We start from the raw sequence: 20,088 nt of genomic DNA on the forward strand, positions 1-20,088 counted from the left end.
AAGAACAGACCGGATGCCGGCCAACAGAGAGGATAATCATGCGTATTTCCAGACGGATGGTAGCTGCCGCATCGGCTGCCGTTTTCGTGCTCATGGCGAGCTCCGCCATGGCGGAAGGCGAAAAGGTCGTGATCGGCACCGAAGGCGCTTACCCGCCCTTCAACAATCTCGAGGCGGACGGCTCGCTGACGGGCTTCGATATCGACATCGCCAAGGCCCTTTGCGAAGAAATGAAGGCCGAATGCACCTTTGTGACCCAGGATTGGGAGGGGATCATCCCGGCGCTGATCGCCAAGAAGTTCGACGCGATCATCGCCTCCATGTCGATTACCGAGGAACGCAAGCAAAAGGTCGACTTCACCCACAAATACTACAACACGCCGCCGGCCATCGTCGTGCCGAAGGATTCGCCGATTACCGAGGCCACCGGGGCAGCGCTCGAAGGCAAGGCGCTCGGAGCGCAGGGCTCGACCACCCATTCAAACTATGCCGAAGCGCATATGAAGGGTGCGGATATCAAGCTCTACCCGACTGCGGACGAATACAAGCTTGACCTGATCAACGGCCGCATCGATGCCGCCATCGATGATGTCGTCGTGATCTCCGAATGGCTGAAGACCGAAGACGGCGCCTGCTGCAAGCTGCTCGGCACGCTGCCGGTCGACCCGGCCATCAACGGCGAAGGCGCCGGCATTGCGGTCCGCAAGGGCGACGACGCGCTCCGCGAGAAGTTCAACAAGGCTATCGAAGCCATCCGGGCCAACGGCAAGTACAAGGAAATCAACGAAAAGTACTTCCCGTTCGACGTTTACGGCAGCTGATCGCCGCGCATTCTGAGAAGATCCGGCAGTGATGTCGGCTAAGTCTCGGTTGATGAAAAAATGCACCGGTGGATGGGCTTGCCCTTCCACCGTTTTTGTTTGACAACAAATCGAAAAATATGCGCCTCAGCGCCAATAAGAACGGATAAGGGGAATATAGAGGCATGAGCGGATTGTTTGCCGCCTTGTTCTCCGGCCTTGCCTGGGTCGTGTCGATGATCGACCCATTCTGCGGGCCGGCCGGGGTCTTTCGTTGGTTCGGTTCCGGCACACTCCTGGCGTGCGGCGATACCGGCTGGGGCGACGAGATCGCCTATGGATTCCTCGTGACCGTGAGCCTCGCAATGGCCACCCTGCCCCTCGGGCTGGTGATGGGCTTCTTCATCGCCCTCGCAAAGCAATCGAATGAACGGACCCTGCGGCTTTCGGCCAATATCTACACCACGATCTTCCGGGGCCTTCCGGAACTCCTGACGCTCTTCATTATCTATTACGGCCTCCAGATTCTCGTCCAGCAATTCCTGGCGACGCTGGGTTATGACGAGCCCGTTCAAATCAACGCCTTTGCCGCCGGCATGGTCGCGCTTGGCGTCGTTTTCTCCGCCTACTGCTCGGAGGTGTTGCTTTCCGCCTTCAAGGCCATTCCGCAGGGTCAGTACGAAGCGGGCGATGCGCTCGGTTTTCACCGTGGCAAGACGATGCTGTTGATCATTCTGCCGCAACTCGTGCGTATCGCCCTTCCGGGTCTCGGCAATCTCTGGATGGTACTGCTCAAGGACACTGCGCTCGTTTCGGTCGTCGGCCTCCCCGATATTCTCCGCCAAACTGGCATTGCCGCGCGCGTCACCAAGGAAGCATTCCAGTTCTACGGCATCGCCTGCATCCTGTTCCTCATTTTGGCAATGGTCTCTTCCATCGCCTTCGCGGCGCTCGAGCGGCGGACCAAACGCGCGGAGATGCAACGATGAGCATTGCCGAAACCCTGATTCCACCTCAGGCCCCGCCCCCGGCTCCGCCGAAAGCCTACACCCTGTCGCGCTTCGTCGGCAGCGTGACGCTTGGTATCTGGCTGGCCCTCGCTGTCGGCATCTTCTTCTCCGTCGTCGAGGGTTGGGACCCGGACAAATTCTCGCGCTACGGATCTAGCTTCCTGTCCGGCCTCGGGGTGACGCTGATGCTCGTCACCTCGTCGATCCTGATGGGCGCCCTCCTGTCGCTGCCGGTGGCGCTCGGGCGGATGTCGAAGCACAGGCTCTGGTCCTGGCTCGCCTATGCCTATGTCTATTTCTTCCGCGGCACGCCGCTGATCACGCAGCTCTTCCTCGTCTATTACGGGCTCGGCAGCTTCCGCCCGCAACTCGACGCGATCGGCCTGTGGTGGTTCTTCCGCGACGCCTGGAATTGCGCACTCTTCACCTTCACGCTGAATACCGCCGCCTACCAGGCCGAGATCCTTCGCGGTGCCATCGAAAGCGTCCCGCGCGGCCAGCATGAAGGTGCCGCCGCCCTTGGCCTGCCGCAGCGCGTCGCCTTCTTCAAGGTCATCCTGCCGCAGGCGATGATCGTGGCGTTGCGCCCCTACGGCAATGAGATCATCCTGATGATCAAGGGTTCGGCGATCGTCGCGATCGTCACGGTCTTCGACCTGATGGGAGAGACCCGGCGCGCCTTTTCCCGTACATTCGACTACCAGATGTATGTGTGGGCGGCAGCGCTGTATCTCCTGATCGTGGAGGTTCTGCGCAATATCTGGGGCTGGCTCGAAGCTCGCTTGACGCGCCATCTGAAGCGTTGAGTCCCAGCGGTGCGTAGCAAACCGGCTTGGCAGCACTCGTTTATCTTTGCTGACAAGCCTTTGTTTTTTCGATGTTAATTGCGCCACTACGCCGATATTAGGTATTGATTAACAAACTAAGCGCTTCATCATAGTGACCAACCTTTGTCAGAAGCGAGGTCCTTGATGACAAACGACATGGAACTGCAGCTGAAGGGTTATGGCCTGACGACGGCCCAGATCCTCTACCGGATGCCCGACCACCCCGCCCTGTTGCAGGCCTATATCTGGCAGCATTACGATATCGCCCCGGACTTTCCGGAAATGCGCGGCTTTCTCAAGTTCTGGCAGGAGAAGCTGGATGGGCCGCTGCATTCGGTCCGCTATGTTCATCGCAAGCTGATATCGGCGACGGAATGGCGGGCACTCAAGGGCGAGCTCATCCTGCACTGATAATCTTGCCCGCCGTCGCGGCGGTCAGACGTGCACCTCGCCATGGGCAAGTTCGCCCTCGTGTTCCTCCTTGCGGAGCGAGCCGTAGGCCACCACGGCGTAGAAGAGCGAAACGCCGACCATGACGCTCCAGCCCGGCAAGAGACCGAGCGCAGCATTCTCCGTAAAGTCGGTCCATGACCGCACATGGCCGAAGGGTTCGCCGGTCGAGGAGATCTTCGGCGAGGATATCTTCAGCGCCCAGGCAAGCAGCAGGATCAGGTACATCCAGCAGTAATTGCGTTGCAGCCGGCGGCAAACCGCTTCCTTGTAGGTCATTAGGAAGGCCGGCCTGCGCAGGCTCTTGGCAATTGCCGCCGACCATTTGAAACTCTGCGTGCCTTCCGGGGCAAGGATCTGCGCGAAATAGCCGCGTTCGAGCTGCCGCACACGCGCGCGATACACATCGAAGAATCGGTAGCGCCTCGCTTCGATCAGCAACAGCAAGGTAATCAGCAGCATCGCAAAGAGCAGCACGCCATGATGCGACGACGGCGTCGACAGCGACACGGAAAGCATTGCCGCCACGACGGTGATTGCCCAGTTCGATGTCCGGTCGATGCGATCCCGCCAGCCGGCCATGCGCCCCATTTCCCCGCGATAATAATGCACGATCGTGTTGATCGTCTCCTGCGATGACTGCGGCAGAGGTGGACCCTGCCTCTCCGGCATCTCCGTTTCCAATGTCAGCGGGCTCAGTTCGGCGGACATCAGCATCCTCCCGATTTCTCATGCTTTTCATGATCATGACTCCAATCGCTTTCGGGATAAACCCGCCAGGCGGCGCGCCGGCGAATTCTTGAGCAGATGCTAAACGGGGCCCGCATGGATGAACGGGATGTCGAGCAAGGGGCGATGGCGGGCGATTGCCAAAGCTCTCCGGCAGTCGTAAGAAGCGGCCATGACCCAGAAGAGCAAAAAGATCGACGAGGAAGCGCTGGCGGAGGCCTATAACCGCGCGCTTGCCCTTGAAAAGTCCGGCAATTTCGACGCCGCCGCGGCCGCCTACCGCGAAGTGCTGGAGCTCGATCCCGAAGATCACGGCGGAGCTTCGGTCAGGCTTGCGTCCATGGGACGGGGCGAGACGCCGCTCAAGGCTCCGGATGCCTATGTCGCGACCCTATTCGACCAGCATGCGGACGTCTTTGACAACGTGCTTGTCGAGCAACTCGGCTATTGCGTGCCGCTCCTCGTCCGCCAGCGCGTCCAGGCCCTGGAACTCGGGCCGTTCAAGCGGGTGCTCGATCTCGGCTGCGGCACGGGGCTGACCGGCGGCGCGTTGCGCGACCTGGCGGAGGACATCACCGGCATCGATCTCGCCGAGAACATGGTCGAGATCGCCCATGAGAAGGACCTCTACGAGACGCTCTATGTCGCCGAAGCGGTCGATTTCCTCGACGACAACGAAGAGGCGCCGTTCGACCTGATCGTCGCCACGGATGTGCTGCCCTATGTGGGCGCACTGGAGGCCCTCTTCTTCGGCGCCGTCGACAATCTCGTACCGGGCGGCCTGCTGATCTTCTCCAGCGAAACCCTTCCCGATCAGACATTCGCCGGCAGTCCCTTCATGGTCGGCCCGCATCAGCGCTTCGCCCATTCCGAAGCCTATCTGCGCGACCGGCTCACCGCGACCGGATTCGAGATCGTCGAGGTGACCGACATCACCGTACGCATGGAAGAAGGTCAGCCCATTGCCGGGCAATTGGTGATCGCCCGCTTTCTCTGACCCGGTCGGTCGGCAAGAGACGACACTCGGCCTTCCGCCTTCCGCTCAATTCCGCTAAATCTTCGGCCAAATCGAAACGGGAGCATTCGCAATGGCCAAAGTCGCATTCATCGGTCTCGGCGTCATGGGTTATCCTATGGCCGGCCACCTCAAGGTTCGCGGTGGGCATGAGGTGACCGTCTACAACCGCACCGCCGCCAAGGCGGAGCGTTGGGCAGCCGAGTTTGGCGGGCGCGCGGCGGCAACGCCGGCAGAGGCGGCAAGGGGCCAGGATTTCGTTTTTGCCTGCGTCGGCAATGACGACGACCTGCGTTCCGTCACCACCGGAGAGGACGGAGCTTTCGAGGCCATCGGCTCCGGCGCAGTCTTCATCGACAACACGACCGCCTCCGCCGCGGTGGCCCGGGAGCTATATGCCGCCGCCCGCGAAAAGGGGGCGCATTTCATCGACGCTCCGGTCTCCGGCGGCCAGGCGGGTGCCGAAAACGGTGTCCTGACGGTGATGTGCGGCGGCGATGCCGAGGTCTTCGATCGGGCCAAGCCCGTCATCGACGCCTATGCGCGCATGGTCGGGCTGATGGGGCCGGCGGGAGCCGGCCAGCTTACCAAGATGATCAACCAGATCTGCATTGCCGGCCTCGTTCAGGGCCTCGCCGAAGGCATCCATTTCGGCAAGAAGGCGGGACTCGACATCGAGAAGGTGATCGAGGTCATCTCCAAGGGCGCGGCTGGCTCCTGGCAGATGGAAAACCGCCACAAGACGATGAATGCCGGAAAATACGACTTCGGCTTTGCCGTCGACTGGATGCGCAAGGACCTCGACATCGTCCTCGCCGAAGCACGGCGGAACGGCGCCAAGCTGCCCGTCACCGCGTTGGTCGACCAGTTCTATGCCGAGGTCCAGGCCCTTGGCGGTAGCCGCTGGGACACGTCCTCCCTGCTCGCCCGGCTGGAGAAATGACGCCTGCGCCGGCCTCATCGGCGGAAGAGCTCATCGATCATCTGCGTGGCCATGCTTCGGCGGAGAACCGTGCAGGCATGGCGCGCTTCGGCATTGCAACCGAAACGGCGCTCGGCATTTCCAATGTCGAGCTTCGCCGTGTCGCCCGGCTGGCGAAGACCAATCAATTCCGCGCGCTGGCGCTGTGGCGCTCCGGCATCCGTGAGGCGCGCATCCTGGCGGCCTATACCGCCGATCCCAAGGTATTGACGCTCGACGAGGCACGGCTTTGGGCGGCCGACTGCAACTCCTGGGAAATTGTCGACACGGTAGCCGACCTGTTCGTCGCCGCGCGCTTCGAGCAGGTGCTGATCCCGGAATTCGCCCGCGACAACCGCGAATTCGTCCGCCGCCTCGCCTTCGCAATGATCGCCACCTGCGCCGTGCATCTGAAGCGGGAGCCTGATGCGGCGCTGCTCGCCTGGCTGCCTCTGATCGAGGTCCACGCCGAAGACGAACGCAACTTTGTGAAGAAGGCGGTAAACTGGGCCCTGAGACAGATAGGCAAGCGCAACGCCGCCTGCCACGGACCTTCCCTGGCGCTTGCGGAAAAGCTTGCCGCCAGCGGCAATCGCGCGGCGCGATGGACGGGCAAGGACGCCGTTCGAGAATTGACCGGCGCAAACGTGCGAGGCAGGCTCGGCCTCACGAGCGGAGAACGGTTGTCGGTAGGAAAGTCAGACGGATAGAAGCAAAAGTTTCACTTTTGCCTCAACTGCGAACGGACCTAGTCGTCGTTCGATTTCGCCTGATCGATGACCATGTAATCGAGCGGCAATTGCGTCGTATATTTGATCTGCTCCATGGCGAAGGCCGAGGAAACGTCGCGGATTTCGATCTTGGCGATCAGCCGTTTGTAGAAGGCGTCATAGGCGGCAATATCCGGCACGACGACGCGCAGCAGATAATCCACGTCGCCGCTCATGCGGTAGAACTCGACCACCTCCGGAAAATCGGCGACCACTTCGGAGAAGCGGCGCAGCCATTCCATCGAGTGGGCGTTGGTGCGAACCGAGACGAACACCGTCACCTTGGTATTGACCTTGACGGGATCGAGAAGCGCGACGCGGCGACGGATGACGCCGTCCTCTTCCATCTTCTGGATGCGCCGCCAGCAAGGGGTCGTCGAAAGCCCGACCTTCTTGGCGAGGTCGGCAACGGCCAAAGTCGAGTCTTCCTGCAAGAGGCGCAGGATCTTGCGGTCCAGACGGTCCATAGCAAATCCTCTCGAATATTTTTCCCTCTATAGCGCGGAATTCATGAAGATAAAGAAAATTGTTTCAGCGGATCAAAGCCTCGACGCGGCCGCGCAGGAACGGAAGCAGTTCCGCCTCGAACCACGGGTTCTTCCGCAACCAGCCGGTGTTGCGCCAGCTGGGATGGGGCATGGGCAATACAGCGGTGCCGGAATTGCGCGCCGCATAGCGGCGCCAGTCGCGCACGGTCTCGGTCATGGATTTCGGACAATCCGCGCCGAGATGCCAGCGCTGCGCATAGTGGCCGACCGCCAAAACCAGCTCGATCTGCGGCATGGCATTCATCACCCTGTGCCGCCAACGCGGCGCGCATTCGGCCCTCGGCGGCAGGTCGCTGCCATGTCTGTCGTAGCCGGGGAAGCAGAATCCCATCGGCACAATTGCAAAGTTGGACGGGTCGTAAAAGGTTTCCCGATCGACCGCCAGCCACTGCCGCAGCCGGTCACCCGAAGCATCGTTGAAGGGAAGCCCGCTCTCATGCACCCGCAAGCCCGGTGCCTGGCCGGCGATCAGGATCCGGGCATTGGCGGAGAGGACTGCCACGGGCCGCGGCTCATGCGGCAGCCGATGGCCCTCGCCGCGCGCCGGATCGTCGCGACAGAGGCGGCAGGCCGCGATCGCGGCACGCAGATCCACCAGCCGTTCCTCGGCATTAGGCACCGACGATCTCCCTCGCGAACCTCCAAACCTGGTCTTCGAGCCACTGCAGGATAAGTTCGAGCCAGTCGCCGGCCTGGTGCGGCGCCTCCTCGGCCTCGCCTTGGGATCGGCGCCATTCCTGCGGCCGGGCGAACGCCCCCGCCCACAGGCCGGCACGGCGATTTCGCGCCTGTTCCTCCTCGTCACGATAGAGCCCATAGCTGACCGCAAGACCGGAGAGAACCATCTCGCGGCCGATGTCGCGCCCGCCGGCTTCGCAGAGGCCGAGCTCGCGGCCGTACCGGTCGCGGCCATGCAGGCGACAGCGCGTCGTCCTCCCTTCGACGAGTTCGGCCAGGCGCCGCCTTGCTTCCGCACCGCAGTCCCAGCTCGTCGTGCCACGCCGGCACGTCTGGTCGATCTCGGCAGCATCGATGCCCTCGATCCTGACGCGACGGCCGGCGAGCCGCAGGCTGTCTCCGTCGCTCGCGACGGCGGCGCCGAGCAGTTCCCCGGTAAGGGCCTTTTCCGGCGGCGGCAGACTAGAGGCAACATAGGCGCCAAAACTCAACAGAAGCAGGAACACCCAGCCGCCGATCAGGCTGCCGCGTCCCTCCGAGCGATTGCTCCGCTGCGCAACGCTTCCCGGACGCCCAAAAACGAAGCGCCGTCCGGGAGCCGCCGGCTTTCCGCCACCGACGATACGGAATTTGCGGTGCCCTGGTTTCAAACGGCGACCTCTCTGTCTGGCATCAGGCAAAAACGCAATCGCGCCACAATGGTTGTCGAATCCTTCCAGCGGGCAGCAACTTCTTAAGGATTGCATCCTAGACTTCAAAGCCAAACGCAATCCCCGACCCACGAAGCATGAGCATCGCCGTCAGCACATCGACTGATAAGATCATCGTCGACAAGTCGCGAAACCATCGAAACAAGGCCGTTTCGAAGGCGGTGCGCGCGACTCGCCAGCGCCTGCAGACCGGCTCCTCCGCCCCTTCCGGCTTCGACCGGGAAATGCTCCTCCTCCACGTCGATGCCGTATTGCACGGCGCTATCGCCGTCCCCCTGCTCGTCGGCCTGATTTCGGCTATCGGGCTCTACCTTTCCGAGCAGCCGAGCATCCTCTTTTGGGGCTTGGCGACGCTCTCGGCCCACGCGGCCACCGTTTACCTTGCCCGCAAGGCGAAGCGCCAGAACATCGGCACGGAGAAGGTGGCCATTTGGCGCCGCCGCTTTCTCGCCGGTCAATTGCTGATGGGGCTTTGCTGGGCCATCTTTGCCCTGCAGGACTGCAGTGCCTGTGGCGACATCCAGTTCGCGCTCTTCGAAGGAACCGGGCTGTTCATTGCGCTTGCCGCCACCGCCATGGGCACGTTTCTGCTGCGCAACGCCCTGGTCTACACTTTTCTCCCCGTGGTCGCCGCGCTCGGTTTCACGTCATTGGCGGGCGGTGACCCTATCCATGTCGGCATGACCGGCATCCTGTCGCTTTCGCTCGTTTTCCTCGCCTTCATGACCGAGAGGATGAACAAGGCCAATGTGCATATCCTCTCCATGCAATCGGAAAAGGACGACCTGATCGCCGAACTCGAAGTGGCGAAGTCCATGTCGGACGAGGCGCGCCGGCGCGCCGAAGAGGCGAACCTTGCCAAGTCCCGCTTCCTTGCATCGATGTCGCACGAGCTGCGCACGCCACTCAATGCCATTCTCGGCTTCTCGGAAGTGATGTCGACGGAAGTGCTGGGTCCGCTGAACAACCCGACCTACAAGGAATACACGGTCGACATTCACCGCTCCGGCGAGCATCTCCTGAACCTCATCAACGAGATCCTCGACCTTTCCCGCATTGAAGCCGGTCGCTACGAACTCAACGAAGAGGCCGTCAATCTCGTTGAGATCGCCGAGGATTGCATCGGCATGGTGCAGCTGCGCGCCCGCGGCAAGAACATAACCATCGAGCCGCAGTTCGAACAGGCGATGCCCTCCGTCTGGGTCGACGAGAAGGCGTTGCGCCAGGTCGCTCTCAATCTCCTGTCGAATGCAGTGAAGTTCACGCCGTCCGGCGGAGAAATCACTGTCAAGGTCGGCTGGACCGCCGGCGGCGGGCAATACATCTCCATCAAAGACAATGGCCCAGGCATTCCCGAGGAGGAAATTCCGATCGTGCTGTCCGCCTTCGGCCAGGGCTCGATCGCCATCAAGAGCGCCGAACAGGGCACCGGCCTTGGCCTGCCGATCGTCCAGGCGATCCTCGCCAAGCACAATGGCCAATTCATCCTGCGCTCGAAGCTTCGCGAAGGCACCGAGGCGATCGCCATCCTGCCGCCCCGCCGCGTCCTTCAGAGCCTTCCTCCGGTCGAGGACGCCCCCTCGCCGGCGCGCCGCCGCAAGAGCTTCGCCTGATCGAGCCCCGCCGGCGGCTGCGCTCAGCCAAGATAGCGGGCTAGAAATACCACGTAAAAGGCGTAGGTGGCGTTCGCCAGGATGAGGCACAAGCACGCGAAGGATCCAAGATCCTTGGCGTGCTTGCCCATTTCCGAGATTTCCGGCGAGACACGGTCGACGATCTCTTCGATCGCCGTGTTGATCGCTTCGAACGCCATCATCAGCAGGAACAGGATGGCCATCGCCACATATTGAAAGAAGCTGGCGCCGGCGATCACGAAGGCGACCATTGCCACCGCGAAGGCGATCAGTTCGTGGCGAAAGGCCGCCTCGCCGACAAGCCGCTTCGCGCCGCCAAGCGAATAGCTCGCGGCCGCAAAGAGATGGCGGATGCCCTTATGCTTGGTGAACGGGGCGGTTCGACCGTTTGGGGTGGTGTTCTTGGCGTCCATTTCGTCTCGACATGCTTCAAACTGCGAGCTTCGACATTGCGATTGCGGCGAATGCGAGGCCGACTTCAATTGAAGAGCGCGCGCCCCGTGTCTGCGGATAGGCGAGAAGACGCCCGGCATCAAGACCGCAGCCGCCAAGCATACCATGGCAGACAGTCGGCCGACAGGAAGCGGCGAAGCCGCGGCTTCAGTCCTTGTTGCTGACGCCGGCCTGGGCGAAGGTCGCCATTCCGCCATGGCAGGCGGCGGCCGCCTTGACGATGCCCGCGGCAAGTGCGGCGCCGGTGCCCTCGCCGAGCCGCATGCCGAGCGCCAGGAGCGGCGTCTTGCCGAGCTTTTCGATGGCGCGGATATGCCCTGGCTCTCCAGAGACATGACCGATTAGGCAATGGTCGAGTGCCGCCGGATTGGCGGCCTTGAGGATCGACGCGGCCGCCGTTGCCACGTAGCCGTCGATGATCACCGGCACCTTCTGCATGCGTGCCGCGAGAATGGCGCCCGCCATGGCCGCGATCTCGCGTCCGCCGAGGCGGCGCATCAGTTCAAGCGGATCGGACAGGTGATCGCGATGCAACGCCACCGCCTTCTCGACGGCGGTAAGCTTGCGCTTCAGCACCTCGCCCTCGGAGCCGGTCCCCGGCCCTACCCATTCCTCGGCCGTCCCGCCATAGAGGCCGAGGTTGATCGCGGCGGCAATCGTGGTGTTGCCGATGCCCATCTCGCCGATGCAGAGCAGGTCCGTGCCGCCGGCGATCGCCTCCATGCCGAAGGCCATCGTCGCCGCGCAGTCGCGTTCGGAAAGCGCCGCTTCCTCGGTGATGTCGCCGGTCGGATAATCGAGGGCGAGGTCGAAGACCTTGAGCCCGAGGTCGTGGGTGACGCAGATCTGGTTAATGGCCGCCCCGCCGGCGGCGAAATTCTCCACCATCTGCGCCGTGACCGACGATGGGAACGGCGTGACGCCCTGCCGGGTCACACCGTGATTGCCGGCAAAAATCGCGACCAGCGGCCGGTTGACGGCAGGTGGACGGCCCGTCCAGGCGGCGAGCCAGAAGGCGATTTCCTCAAGGCGGCCGAGCGCGCCCGGCGGCTTCGTCAGTTGCCCATCGCGTTCGCGCGCCGCAACGAGCGCCGCGGCATCTGGACCCGGCAGGTTACGCAACAACTCGCGGAAATCATCAAACGGCAGACCGCTGGCACTCATGGGAAATCCTTGCATGTCCGAAGGGGCGTTCGGTGCCCCTCATAGAGGCTGCTATCGCTTCCGGCAACGGCATTTGCGCCAAATGCTGTCCACGGAGCATGATCCGGCAAAGGGCCGGCGATTCGGGCGGCTGCGGCCTGGGAGAGACAATGCGCTTTATCGGCGATTTCTGTGATGATCTGGCGCGATCGGTTGCCTTCCTGAGTCGCATCCCCATGCCTGAGCGGCATTTCGCCGGCCATGACGGCCGATTGAGCCGCGCCGTGCGCGCTTTCCCTCTCGCAGGCATCCTGATTGCCTTCCCTGCCGCGCTGCTCGCCGCGCTCTTGGACGTGCTTCAGGCGAGTTCGCTGTTCACCGCCTTCCTGATCGTCGGCGTGCAGGCGCTCGTCACCGGCGCGTTGCACGAGGACGGCCTCGGCGACACTGCCGATGGCCTCGGCGGCGGCCGTGATCGCGAGAGAGCGCTGGCGATCATGAAGGATAGCCGCATCGGCACCTATGCAGCGGTGGCCCTCATCCTCTCCTTCGGACTTCGCGTTTCGGCACTCGCGGCCTTCCTGCCGCTACTCTCCCCCATCGGGGCCGCCTTTGCGCTTCTCGGGACCGCCGCCCTCAGCCGCACGGCCATGGTCTGGCACTGGTCGCGCCTGCCGCCGGCCCGCCGCGACGGAGTTGCAGCCGCGGCCGGCGCTCCAGAGCCACGCGCCGCATCGCAAGCGCTTGGTTCAGGGGCGATCCTCTCGCTTCTGCTGTTTTACGCTGCCGGCGTTTCTCTGATTGCAGCCCTGCTCGCTTTCGTTGCCCTGGCCTTCACCGTGTTGGGTTTTGGGCGGACCGTCTCCCGCAAGCTCGGTGGCCATACGGGCGACACGATCGGCGCCGCGCAGCAGCTGACGGAGATCGCCGTCCTCGGCGCTCTTGCGCTGGCCATCTGAAAGGCCGATATAAATCGACGAAGCCAACAGAGCACGCCAAGCCGATGGAATCTCCTTGCATTCTTGTCTGCGCGATCGACGACCGGACAGGCTACTGTTTCGGCTGCGGGCGTACGCGGAATGAAATCGGCTCCTGGACGCTCTACACCGACCAAGAGCGGCATAGCATCATGCAGGCGCTGCCGGCCCGGCTCGAGACCGTCGAGCGCAAGCCGCGGCGGGAAACCCGCCGGGCACGCTTGGCGCGGGAACGAAGCGGCGCATGAACCGTCTGATCCTTCTGCTGGCAATCCTCGCCATCGGCCTCGCGCTCCTCCTTTTCAATCACGACAGCGGTCAGACTCTCGGCATGAACAATGACGACTTCGGCCAGCTTGTCTCGCTCGCGGCCATTGCGACGCTGCTTGCGGCCGGCATTCTGCGCAGCCGACGCCATTTCGGCGAGAGTCTGCGCCAGATCGCCGTATGGCTGCTGATCGCCGTCGGGCTTGTCTCCGGCTATGCCTATCGCGTCGAGCTTCGGGCCTTCGGCGACCGGGTGCTCTCGGAACTCGTGCCCGGCCGGACGATGGTCGTCACCGACAGCGAGGGGCAGCCGGAAGTCGTGCTGCGCAAGCGCCTCGACGGCCACTTCCAGGCCGACGCGACGATCAATGGCCAGGAGGTCAGCATGCTCGTCGACACCGGAGCGAGCAGCATCGCCCTGACCTACGAGGACGCCGAGCGGGTCGGCCTCGATCCGTCCGGCCTCGGCTATACCCTGACAGTGATGACGGCGAACGGCCCGGCGCTCGCTGCGCCGGTGACGCTGGAGGAGTTTGCGATCGGCCCGATCGAGCGTCGCAATATCCGCGCGACCGTCGCCGCCGAAGGCAAGCTCGACCGCAGCCTGCTCGGCATGAGCTTCCTCTCGACCCTCGACACCCTGCAGATGCGCACCGATGAGCTGCGTCTGAGGGACTGACGCTTATCGTCGGGTCGTCAGTTCCGCAGCCTGTACCCGGTGCGGAAAATCCAGGTCAGGACGGCCATGCAGATCGCCAGGAAAGCGACAATGATCACGGCGCTCGCGAGCGGGTTGACGTCGGAGATCTCGAAGAAACTCCAGCGGAAACCGCTGATCAGATAGAGCACCGGATTGAAGTGGCTGACGGCCCGCCAGAAGGGCGGCAGCATGTCGACCGAGTAGAAGCTTCCGCCCAGGAAGACGAGCGGCGGAACGACCAGCATCGGGATCAGGTTCAGTTGCTCGAAGTCTTTCGCCCAGATGCCGATGATGAAGCCGAACAGGCTGAAGGTCACCGCCGTCAGCACGAAGAAGAAGATCATCGCGAAGGGATGGGCGATGCTGAGATCGACGAAGAGCGAGGCGGTGATCAGGATGATCGTGCCGATCATCAGCCCCTTGGTCGCCGCCGCGCCGACATAGCCGAGAACGATTTCCAGCATCGAGATCGGCGACGACAGCACTTCGTAGATCGTCCCCGTGAACTTCGGGAAATAGATGCCGAAGGAGCCGTTGCCGATGCATTGCGTCAGCAGCGTCAGCATCATCAGCCCGGGCGTGATGAAGGCGCCATAGGAGACGCCGTCGATCTGCTGGATGCGCTCGCCGATCGCCGCACCGAAGACGATGAAATAGAGCGATGTCGAAATGACCGGCGACACTACGCTTTGCAACAGGGTGCGTCGCGTACGCGCCATCTCGAAGAAATAGATGGACTTGATTGCCTCGATGTTCATCGCCCCGCCTCCACAATCTCCACGAAAATGTCCTCGAGCGAACTCTGCTGGGTCGAGAGGTCCCGAAGCCTGACGCCGGTCTCGGCGAGCGCTGCGAGCAGCGCGGTGATGCCGGTGCGTTCGGCGCTCGTGTCGTAGTCGTAGATCAAGCTCTGGCCATTGTCCTCGAGTGTCAGATTGTAGGACGACAAGGAATCCGGGATACGCTCCAACGGCTGGGCGAGATCGACGCGCAACTGCTTACGGCCGAGCTTGGTCATCAGCGCATTCTTGTCCTCGACCAGAAGAATTTCACCGCCGTTGATGACGGCGATCCGGTCGGCGATCTCTTCCGCTTCCTCGATGTAATGCGTCGTCAGGATGATCGTCACGCCCGAGGCGCGCAGCCGCTCGACGACCTCCCACATGCTCTTGCGAAGGCTGACGTCGACGCCGGCGGTCGGCTCGTCAAGAAAGAGTACGCGCGGCTCGTGCGACAGCGCCTTGGCGATCAACACGCGCCGCTTCATGCCGCCGGAAAGCTCGCGGAGCATGTTGTCCTTCTTGTTCCAGAGCGACAGGTCCTTCAGCACCTTCTCGATGTGGGCGGGGTCCGGCTTCTTGCCGTGCAGGCCGCGCGAGAAGGAAACGGTGTTCCACACCGTCTCGAAGGCATCGGTCGTCAGTTCCTGCGGCACCAGCCCGATCATCGCCCGCGTCTGCCGAAAGTCGCGCACGACGTCATGGCCATTGACCGTGACCTCTCCGTCGCTCGGATTGACGATGCCGCAGATGATCGAGATCAGCGTGGTCTTGCCGGCGCCATTCGGCCCGAGCAGGGCGAGAATCTCCCCCTCCTCGATCTCGAGGCTGACGCCCTTCAGCGCCTCGAAGCCTGAGGCATAGGTTTTCGACAGGTTCGAAACGGAAACAATAGGAGCCATGAAAAACGAATCCGGAAAGCGGGGCAAATATCGGCGGGTTGCCGCTCTATATGGGCCAATTCGCGCTGTTTTGCAGCCCGTCCCAGACAAATTTCCGGTGACGCACCGTTCACGGACGCCGATAGATGGTCATCGCTTCGTCCCCTCCCGGCAGAAGATGTCTTGGAGGGCGGTGATCAATCGCACAGCCCTTTCTTCGGCAAGGCGATAGAAGATCTGCTTGGCGTCGCGCCGCGTCGCAACGATGCCCGTCTCCCGCAGCACGGTCAGCTGTTGCGACAAGGTCGGCTGGTGAATGCCGAGCATCTCTTCCAACTGGCCCACCGAACGCTCGCCGTCGGCGAGCGTAGCGACGATCATCAGCCGGTTCTGGTTTGCAAGCGTCTTGAGAAGCGCCGCCGCTTCGCCCGCCTGCCCGCCCATGTCCCGACCGCGGTTTTGACATTTGGTGACCGTTCGCATCTCCATTCAGCCCCATGCCGCTCCCTTCAGCGCATTGAGCGGAAACTTCAAATAGCGCGCGCCGTTGGCCTCCGGGTCCGGCAAGCGGCCGCCACGAATATTGACCTGCAATGCGTGCAGGATCAGCTTCGGCATCGGCAGCGTCTTGTCGCGTGCCTCGCGCAACTGAACGAACTGATCCTCGCTCACGCCGGCGATATGGTGATTGCAGCGCTTCTCCTCGCCGACCGTGCTTTCCCAGCGCGGCTCGCGACCTTCCGGGCGGTAATCGTGCCCGGTGAAAACCCGGGTTTCGTCCGGCAGCGCCAGGATCTCGCCGATCGAATGCCACAGCTGACGCGCGTCACCCCCGGGGAAATCCGCCCTTGCCGTGCCGCTGTCGGGCATGAACATCGTGTCGTGGACGAAGGCTGCGTCGCCGACGACATAGGTGATGGAGGCAAGGGTGTGGCCCGGCGAATAGAGCACCCGGGCTTCGATCGATCCAAGGGAGAAGCGCTCGCCCTCGTCGAAGAGATGGTCCCACTGCGACCCGTCCGCCTCGAGCTCCGGCCAATTGTAAATATCCTTCCAGAGCTTCTGCACCCGCACGATCCCGGATCCGATGCCGGTCGGCGCACAGGTCCGTTCCTTCAGATAGGCCGCGGCCGAAAAATGATCCGCATGCGGATGGGTGTCGAGGATCCATTCGACCGTCAGGCCGTTCTCCGCGACATAGTCGAGGATCAGATCCGCCTGCACGGTCGCCGTCGCACCCGACTTTTCATCGAAATCGAGAACCGGGTCGATGATGGCGCAACGCTTCGTGGCCGGATCGGAGACGACGTATTGGATGCTGCATGTGCGACACTCGTAAAAGCCTTTGACTTCCGGTTTTGCAGTTGCAGCTGCCGGCATGGGTCCCCTCCATATCATCACTATATATTTAAATATAATATATAGTGAAAGATCACGCCAAGTGACCCGTGCGAGTCCTGCGGTGCGTGTTCAAGAACTTGGATAGCGATTATCGCACAGCCGCAGGGGCAAGACTCAGCCATTTTGGGTGGCTGGCGAGACGACTGTCCGGCTCGGGCTTCGCCTAGCCGTAAAGGCTGTAGAGAAAGCGCAAGGCAATCAAGGTCATGAAGATGCCGAAACCGACCTCCAGCTGCCGCCTGTCCATCGCATGGGCAAGCCGCACGCCAAGCGGCGCCACCAGCAGCGAGACCGGGATGATCAAGGCGACGGCGATCCAGTTGATGAAGCCGGTCGAAAGCGGCGGCAGGCCGGGGTCGCCCCAGCCCGCCCAGATATAGCCGAACAATCCGGGGATGGAGATCAACACGCCAACGCCGGAGGACGTCGCGATCGCCTGGTGAATCGGCCGGTTGTACAGCGTCATGAATGTGTTGTTGAGAACGCCGCCGCCGACACCCATAAGGGCGGATAGAACGCCGATCACCACTCCGACGAGCCACTTGGCCGGATTTTTCGGAAGCTCCGTGCCAAGACGCCAGGAGGCACGGTTGAGGATCATCCTCGACGCCACCAGGAGCGCGACGACGGCGAAGATCAGCCGCAAGGTCTCGCTGCTGACATAGGCAGCGATCACCGTGGCAAGGAGGGCGCCGAGCGGAATGGCGAGGATCCAATTGCGCAACACGGCCACGTCGACCATGCCCCGCCTATAGTGCGCCAGGAAGGAGCGCACCGATGTCGGTACGATGATCGCGGTAGAGGTGCCGACAGACAAGTGCATCCGCACGGCGTCGTCGACACCGAGAAGCCCGAAGACCTGGAAGAAGACCGGCACCAGGATCGCACCGCCGCCCACGCCGAAAAGGCCGGCAAGCACGCCCGATACGACACCGGCCGCGGCCAGCGCCAGGGCAAACATCATCAGTTCCGACAGCGGCGGCATGAGAACCCGATCTTTCGAAGGCCGGCGGCCGATGCCGCCGATGGGAAAGGGCCTTCCCTGTCATGAATCGGTGATGCTTTTCAATCACCTTCAGTGCGCGACGAGCAACCCCGCTCTCGTGACTTGCACGCCGGAGCCTCCCCTATCCTCCGGGCGTTTTTGGCCGGCCCCCCGCCGGCCTCTTTCAGGGCGCATCATGCGACGCGCTTTAGGGTCTTTGTTTTGCGCCTGTCTTTGTCCCAAAACCGCTGCACACTTTTGGGCGACATGCGCTAATCGCAATGCCGGTAGCCGGACTTCCGGGTTCTGAGGTCGAAGTGGAAATGATCCTTGTGGAAGGGGTCGCTGCCGGGACCGAGCACGGTGTTGAAATACTTGCAGCTGTCGGCGCGCACCGCCTTCAGCAGCCCACGTTCGCGGAAGGCGAAGAAGCCCTTCCGGCGCACATCGATCTCCTTGCCGTTCTTCAGCACGAACTTGCCGACGTCGATCGCATTGCCGCGCGCATGTTCCGACATCGGATTGCCGCGCCGCGAGTTCATCGTCCGGCAGGAATAGCCGCCGAGCGGCTTGATCGTCTTGACACCCGACCAGTAGCGGTAGCGCGAGGACGGCGCGAGCTCGTATTTCACCCATTTGGCGAAGGCTTCGGTCACCTGGCAATTGAGCTTGACCGCCGGCCTGACGGCAATATTGCCGGAAAGGCCGCTGATCTCGACCGGATAGTCGATGCCGCAGGACGGACCGTCATGGATGCGCGGCACGTCGCGGAAAACGACGCCGAGCTTCTTCAGGCGCTGGCGGCAGGCGATCTCCGACCGCGGCATTTCACCGGTATATTCGGGCGCCGACAGAGGACTGCGGACGCGCGGCAGGAAAGCGACCTGCTGCGGCTCCTCGGTGCGCCGCACGGTTCGTTGCGGCATGACGGAGCGCGCCCTCTTCGCCTCTTCTGCGGAGATCTGCTCCGGCGTAAGCGGCGGCAGATCGGGGTCGTAACCCGGCGCAGGGTCGATGGCTGGCGGCGGCTCGGCGAGGCCGCCGAGCTGACGCACGTTCTCCTCGCCGATGCCGCCGACGACCGGCTGAGCGGTGTTGCCTTCGGCAATATCACCGGCTTGCTCCTGCGCCAGGCCGACAACCGGCTCGACGCCGAGCATCGCATCCATGTTGACGCCTTCGGGAGGAACCGTCATCGGGCCGGCGCTCGCGACTCGCGTGTCAGCCATTTCCGGCTCGCTGTCGATCATCGGCAGGCGGCCCTGCGGCTTGGCCACGCCGGCGCTCCTGTCGCTGAAGGTCGATACCGGCTCCGGAGAGGGATAGGCAGCCGCCTGCCGTTCCGGATGGGCAATGACGCGGCTCGGCCGGATGGCGCCGACGCGCGACGCCTCGTCGATCCGGGCGGGCGGCGACAGCACGTCCGTGCTGCAGGCCACAAGCGGAAGAGACAGCAGCAGCGCCGTCAACGGCCGATGGAGAAGAGAAACATACGCCAATACACTCGCCGCCTTCGTCCGTGGCAAAGCCTTGACTTTGCCGGTCCACCGCCCCGCCCGCGATCGAAACTGAAGGTCCGCTATGTCGCCACGCGGGCAAGCGGCCAAAAAAACGGGCTGAGGCCGCAGTCTATGCAAACGTGGTAAACGAAGCGTTTGCCCGGCACCGCAAATGGGACGAGGGCTCGCTTAGCGCGGCTAGTTCCTCAGCCGCACTCGCCGCCATGGACGATGCGGAAACCGGCGGCGCCGGCCTCGCAGGCATTCGGGAAGGTTCTGAGCCGCCCGCCGCGCTGGCCGCAAACCGGGGCATATTCCCGCGTGCAGAACTGCTGTGGCGCCGGTTCATCGCTGCGACGGCATTCGCCCGCCCCGATCACCCGGAATCCGTCGGCCCCTGCCACGCAGGCATTTGCAAATGTCCGCCTCAGCCTACCGCGCTCGCCGCAGACCGGTGCGTATTCCCGGGTGCAGGCCTGCTCAACCGGTGGACGGAAATCGGGGCGGCATTCGCCGCGGTGCAGGACGCGAAATCCGTCGGCACGCGCGTTGCAGGCATTGGGGAAGGTTCTGAGGCGGTTGCCGCGTTCGCCGCAGACCGGCGCGAATTCCATGGTGCACATCTGCGGCGGCCGGATCGGCGGCCCGTGACGCGGTTCGTCGACGACAACCGTGCAGGCGGAGAGCAGGCCCATGACCGTCAAGATTGCCGCGGTTGGCCGCGAAATGAGAAGCCTGAGAAGCGCCATGAAGTCCTCCGCGAGGGTGCTGTGCCTCGAGCGAATTGCAACAGCCGCTCGTTCCCGGCCCGATCTCACCCCGAACGGAGAACGCCGTCAATATCCGCGAACCGCTCCGGCTGCATGCAACC

General features: G+C 63.0%; 24 protein-coding genes. 11 read left to right on the forward strand and 13 right to left on the reverse strand.

Annotated features, from left to right (window positions below):
• Positions 1–38: 38 nt before the first annotated feature.
• The 4 genes from NXT3_RS10630 (at position 39) to NXT3_RS10645 (ending at position 3,048) form a co-directional block, all read left to right on the forward strand.
• Entirely contained in the window at positions 39–821 is a 783-nt protein-coding gene (locus NXT3_RS10630; protein ID WP_095677955.1) for an ABC transporter substrate-binding protein, read from the forward strand.
• Between the two features lie 164 nt (positions 822–985).
• Positions 986–1,789, forward strand: coding sequence for an ABC transporter permease (locus NXT3_RS10635; protein WP_037424199.1), 804 nt, complete (start codon positions 986–988; stop codon positions 1,787–1,789).
• Positions 1,786–2,616 (forward strand): ABC transporter permease, encoded by an 831-nt coding sequence (locus NXT3_RS10640; RefSeq protein ID WP_097524909.1) that lies wholly within the window; start codon positions 1,786–1,788, stop codon positions 2,614–2,616. Before NXT3_RS10635 ends, NXT3_RS10640 begins: the two co-directional genes overlap by 4 nt.
• 165 nt (positions 2,617–2,781) lie before the next feature.
• Complete coding sequence (locus tag NXT3_RS10645) at positions 2,782–3,048, forward strand: usg protein (protein WP_037424194.1); 267 nt, start codon at positions 2,782–2,784, stop codon at positions 3,046–3,048.
• Between the two features lie 24 nt (positions 3,049–3,072).
• Here NXT3_RS10645 and NXT3_RS10650 read toward each other — a convergent pair whose 3' ends face one another.
• The gene (locus tag NXT3_RS10650) at positions 3,073–3,798 is read right to left on the reverse strand and encodes a DUF2270 domain-containing protein (protein ID WP_097525060.1); all 726 of its coding nucleotides are present in this window, start codon (positions 3,796–3,798) and stop codon (positions 3,073–3,075) included.
• Between the two features lie 190 nt (positions 3,799–3,988).
• Here NXT3_RS10650 and NXT3_RS10655 point away from each other — a divergent pair, with 190 nt between their 5' ends.
• From NXT3_RS10655 to NXT3_RS10665, 3 genes are all read left to right on the forward strand, one after another.
• Positions 3,989–4,813 carry a class I SAM-dependent methyltransferase gene (locus tag NXT3_RS10655; protein WP_097524910.1) on the forward strand — a complete coding sequence of 275 codons (825 nt, stop codon included), beginning with the start codon at positions 3,989–3,991 and terminating at the stop codon, positions 4,811–4,813.
• A 91-nt stretch (positions 4,814–4,904) separates the two neighbouring features.
• The gene (locus NXT3_RS10660) at positions 4,905–5,774 is read left to right on the forward strand and encodes an NAD(P)-dependent oxidoreductase (protein WP_097524911.1); all 870 of its coding nucleotides are present in this window, start codon (positions 4,905–4,907) and stop codon (positions 5,772–5,774) included.
• The gene (locus NXT3_RS10665; protein ID WP_097524912.1) at positions 5,771–6,502 is read left to right on the forward strand and encodes a DNA alkylation repair protein; all 732 of its coding nucleotides are present in this window, start codon (positions 5,771–5,773) and stop codon (positions 6,500–6,502) included. Before NXT3_RS10660 ends, NXT3_RS10665 begins: the two co-directional genes overlap by 4 nt.
• Before the next feature lie 38 nt (positions 6,503–6,540).
• Here NXT3_RS10665 and NXT3_RS10670 read toward each other — a convergent pair whose 3' ends face one another.
• From NXT3_RS10670 to NXT3_RS10680, 3 genes are all read right to left on the reverse strand, one after another.
• Complete coding sequence (locus NXT3_RS10670; protein WP_037424182.1) at positions 6,541–7,029, reverse strand: Lrp/AsnC family transcriptional regulator; 489 nt, start codon at positions 7,027–7,029, stop codon at positions 6,541–6,543.
• Between the two features lie 64 nt (positions 7,030–7,093).
• Positions 7,094–7,729, reverse strand: coding sequence for a uracil-DNA glycosylase family protein (locus tag NXT3_RS10675; RefSeq protein WP_097524913.1), 636 nt, complete (start codon positions 7,727–7,729; stop codon positions 7,094–7,096).
• Positions 7,722–8,438, reverse strand: coding sequence for a thermonuclease family protein (locus NXT3_RS10680; protein ID WP_037424177.1), 717 nt, complete (start codon positions 8,436–8,438; stop codon positions 7,722–7,724). The genes NXT3_RS10675 and NXT3_RS10680 overlap by 8 nt, the downstream gene beginning before the upstream one ends.
• A 137-nt stretch (positions 8,439–8,575) precedes the next feature.
• Here NXT3_RS10680 and NXT3_RS10685 point away from each other — a divergent pair, with 137 nt between their 5' ends.
• Entirely contained in the window at positions 8,576–10,111 is a 1,536-nt protein-coding gene (locus tag NXT3_RS10685; RefSeq protein WP_097524914.1) for a sensor histidine kinase, read from the forward strand.
• 23 nt (positions 10,112–10,134) lie between these two features.
• Here the strand turns inward: NXT3_RS10685 and NXT3_RS10690 are convergent, their stop codons facing one another.
• Positions 10,135–10,545: a diacylglycerol kinase gene (locus NXT3_RS10690; protein WP_037424173.1), complete on the reverse strand. Its 411-nt coding sequence runs from the start codon at positions 10,543–10,545 to the stop codon at positions 10,135–10,137.
• Between the two features lie 187 nt (positions 10,546–10,732).
• Positions 10,733–11,749, reverse strand: a complete 1,017-nt coding sequence (gene cobT / locus NXT3_RS10695; protein WP_097538244.1) for a nicotinate-nucleotide--dimethylbenzimidazole phosphoribosyltransferase — start codon at positions 11,747–11,749, stop codon at positions 10,733–10,735.
• Between the two features lie 149 nt (positions 11,750–11,898).
• On the opposite strand from cobT, the gene NXT3_RS10700 reads away from it, so the two are divergent.
• From NXT3_RS10700 to NXT3_RS10710, 3 genes are read left to right on the forward strand one after another with little or no spacing between them, the layout of a single operon-like run.
• Positions 11,899–12,687 (forward strand): adenosylcobinamide-GDP ribazoletransferase, encoded by a 789-nt coding sequence (locus NXT3_RS10700; protein ID WP_104839983.1) that lies wholly within the window; start codon positions 11,899–11,901, stop codon positions 12,685–12,687.
• 44 nt (positions 12,688–12,731) lie between these two features.
• A complete protein-coding gene (locus NXT3_RS10705; RefSeq protein ID WP_037424164.1) occupies positions 12,732–12,953 on the forward strand; it encodes a DUF1289 domain-containing protein in 222 nt (73 codons plus the stop codon).
• Entirely contained in the window at positions 12,950–13,651 is a 702-nt protein-coding gene (locus NXT3_RS10710; protein WP_037424161.1) for a retropepsin-like aspartic protease family protein, read from the forward strand. The genes NXT3_RS10705 and NXT3_RS10710 overlap by 4 nt, the downstream gene beginning before the upstream one ends.
• A 17-nt stretch (positions 13,652–13,668) precedes the next feature.
• Here the strand turns inward: NXT3_RS10710 and NXT3_RS10715 are convergent, their stop codons facing one another.
• The 7 genes from NXT3_RS10715 to NXT3_RS10745 form a co-directional block, all read right to left on the reverse strand.
• Positions 13,669–14,430 carry an ABC transporter permease gene (locus tag NXT3_RS10715; protein ID WP_097524918.1) on the reverse strand — a complete coding sequence of 254 codons (762 nt, stop codon included), beginning with the start codon at positions 14,428–14,430 and terminating at the stop codon, positions 13,669–13,671.
• On the reverse strand, positions 14,427–15,353 hold the full coding sequence (locus tag NXT3_RS10720) for an ABC transporter ATP-binding protein (protein WP_037424205.1): 927 nt from the start codon (positions 15,351–15,353) through the stop codon (positions 14,427–14,429). Before NXT3_RS10720 ends, NXT3_RS10715 begins: the two co-directional genes overlap by 4 nt.
• A 129-nt stretch (positions 15,354–15,482) precedes the next feature.
• Entirely contained in the window at positions 15,483–15,821 is a 339-nt protein-coding gene (locus tag NXT3_RS10725) for an ArsR/SmtB family transcription factor (RefSeq protein WP_179864697.1), read from the reverse strand.
• On the reverse strand, positions 15,822–16,712 hold the full coding sequence (locus tag NXT3_RS10730) for an MBL fold metallo-hydrolase (RefSeq protein ID WP_037424151.1): 891 nt from the start codon (positions 16,710–16,712) through the stop codon (positions 15,822–15,824).
• A 184-nt stretch (positions 16,713–16,896) separates the two neighbouring features.
• Positions 16,897–17,718, reverse strand: coding sequence for a sulfite exporter TauE/SafE family protein (locus NXT3_RS10735; RefSeq protein WP_097524919.1), 822 nt, complete (start codon positions 17,716–17,718; stop codon positions 16,897–16,899).
• Positions 17,719–17,990: 272 nt separating this feature from the next.
• On the reverse strand, positions 17,991–19,217 hold the full coding sequence (locus tag NXT3_RS10740) for an extensin-like domain-containing protein (protein ID WP_104839313.1): 1,227 nt from the start codon (positions 19,215–19,217) through the stop codon (positions 17,991–17,993).
• Positions 19,218–19,423: 206 nt separating this feature from the next.
• On the reverse strand, positions 19,424–19,966 hold the full coding sequence (locus tag NXT3_RS10745; protein WP_104839314.1) for a Kazal-type serine protease inhibitor family protein: 543 nt from the start codon (positions 19,964–19,966) through the stop codon (positions 19,424–19,426).
• Between the last annotated feature and the right edge of the window lie 122 nt (positions 19,967–20,088).

It is taken from the genome of Sinorhizobium fredii (assembly GCF_002944405.1).
Lineage (GTDB): Bacteria > Pseudomonadota > Alphaproteobacteria > Rhizobiales > Rhizobiaceae > Sinorhizobium > Sinorhizobium fredii_C.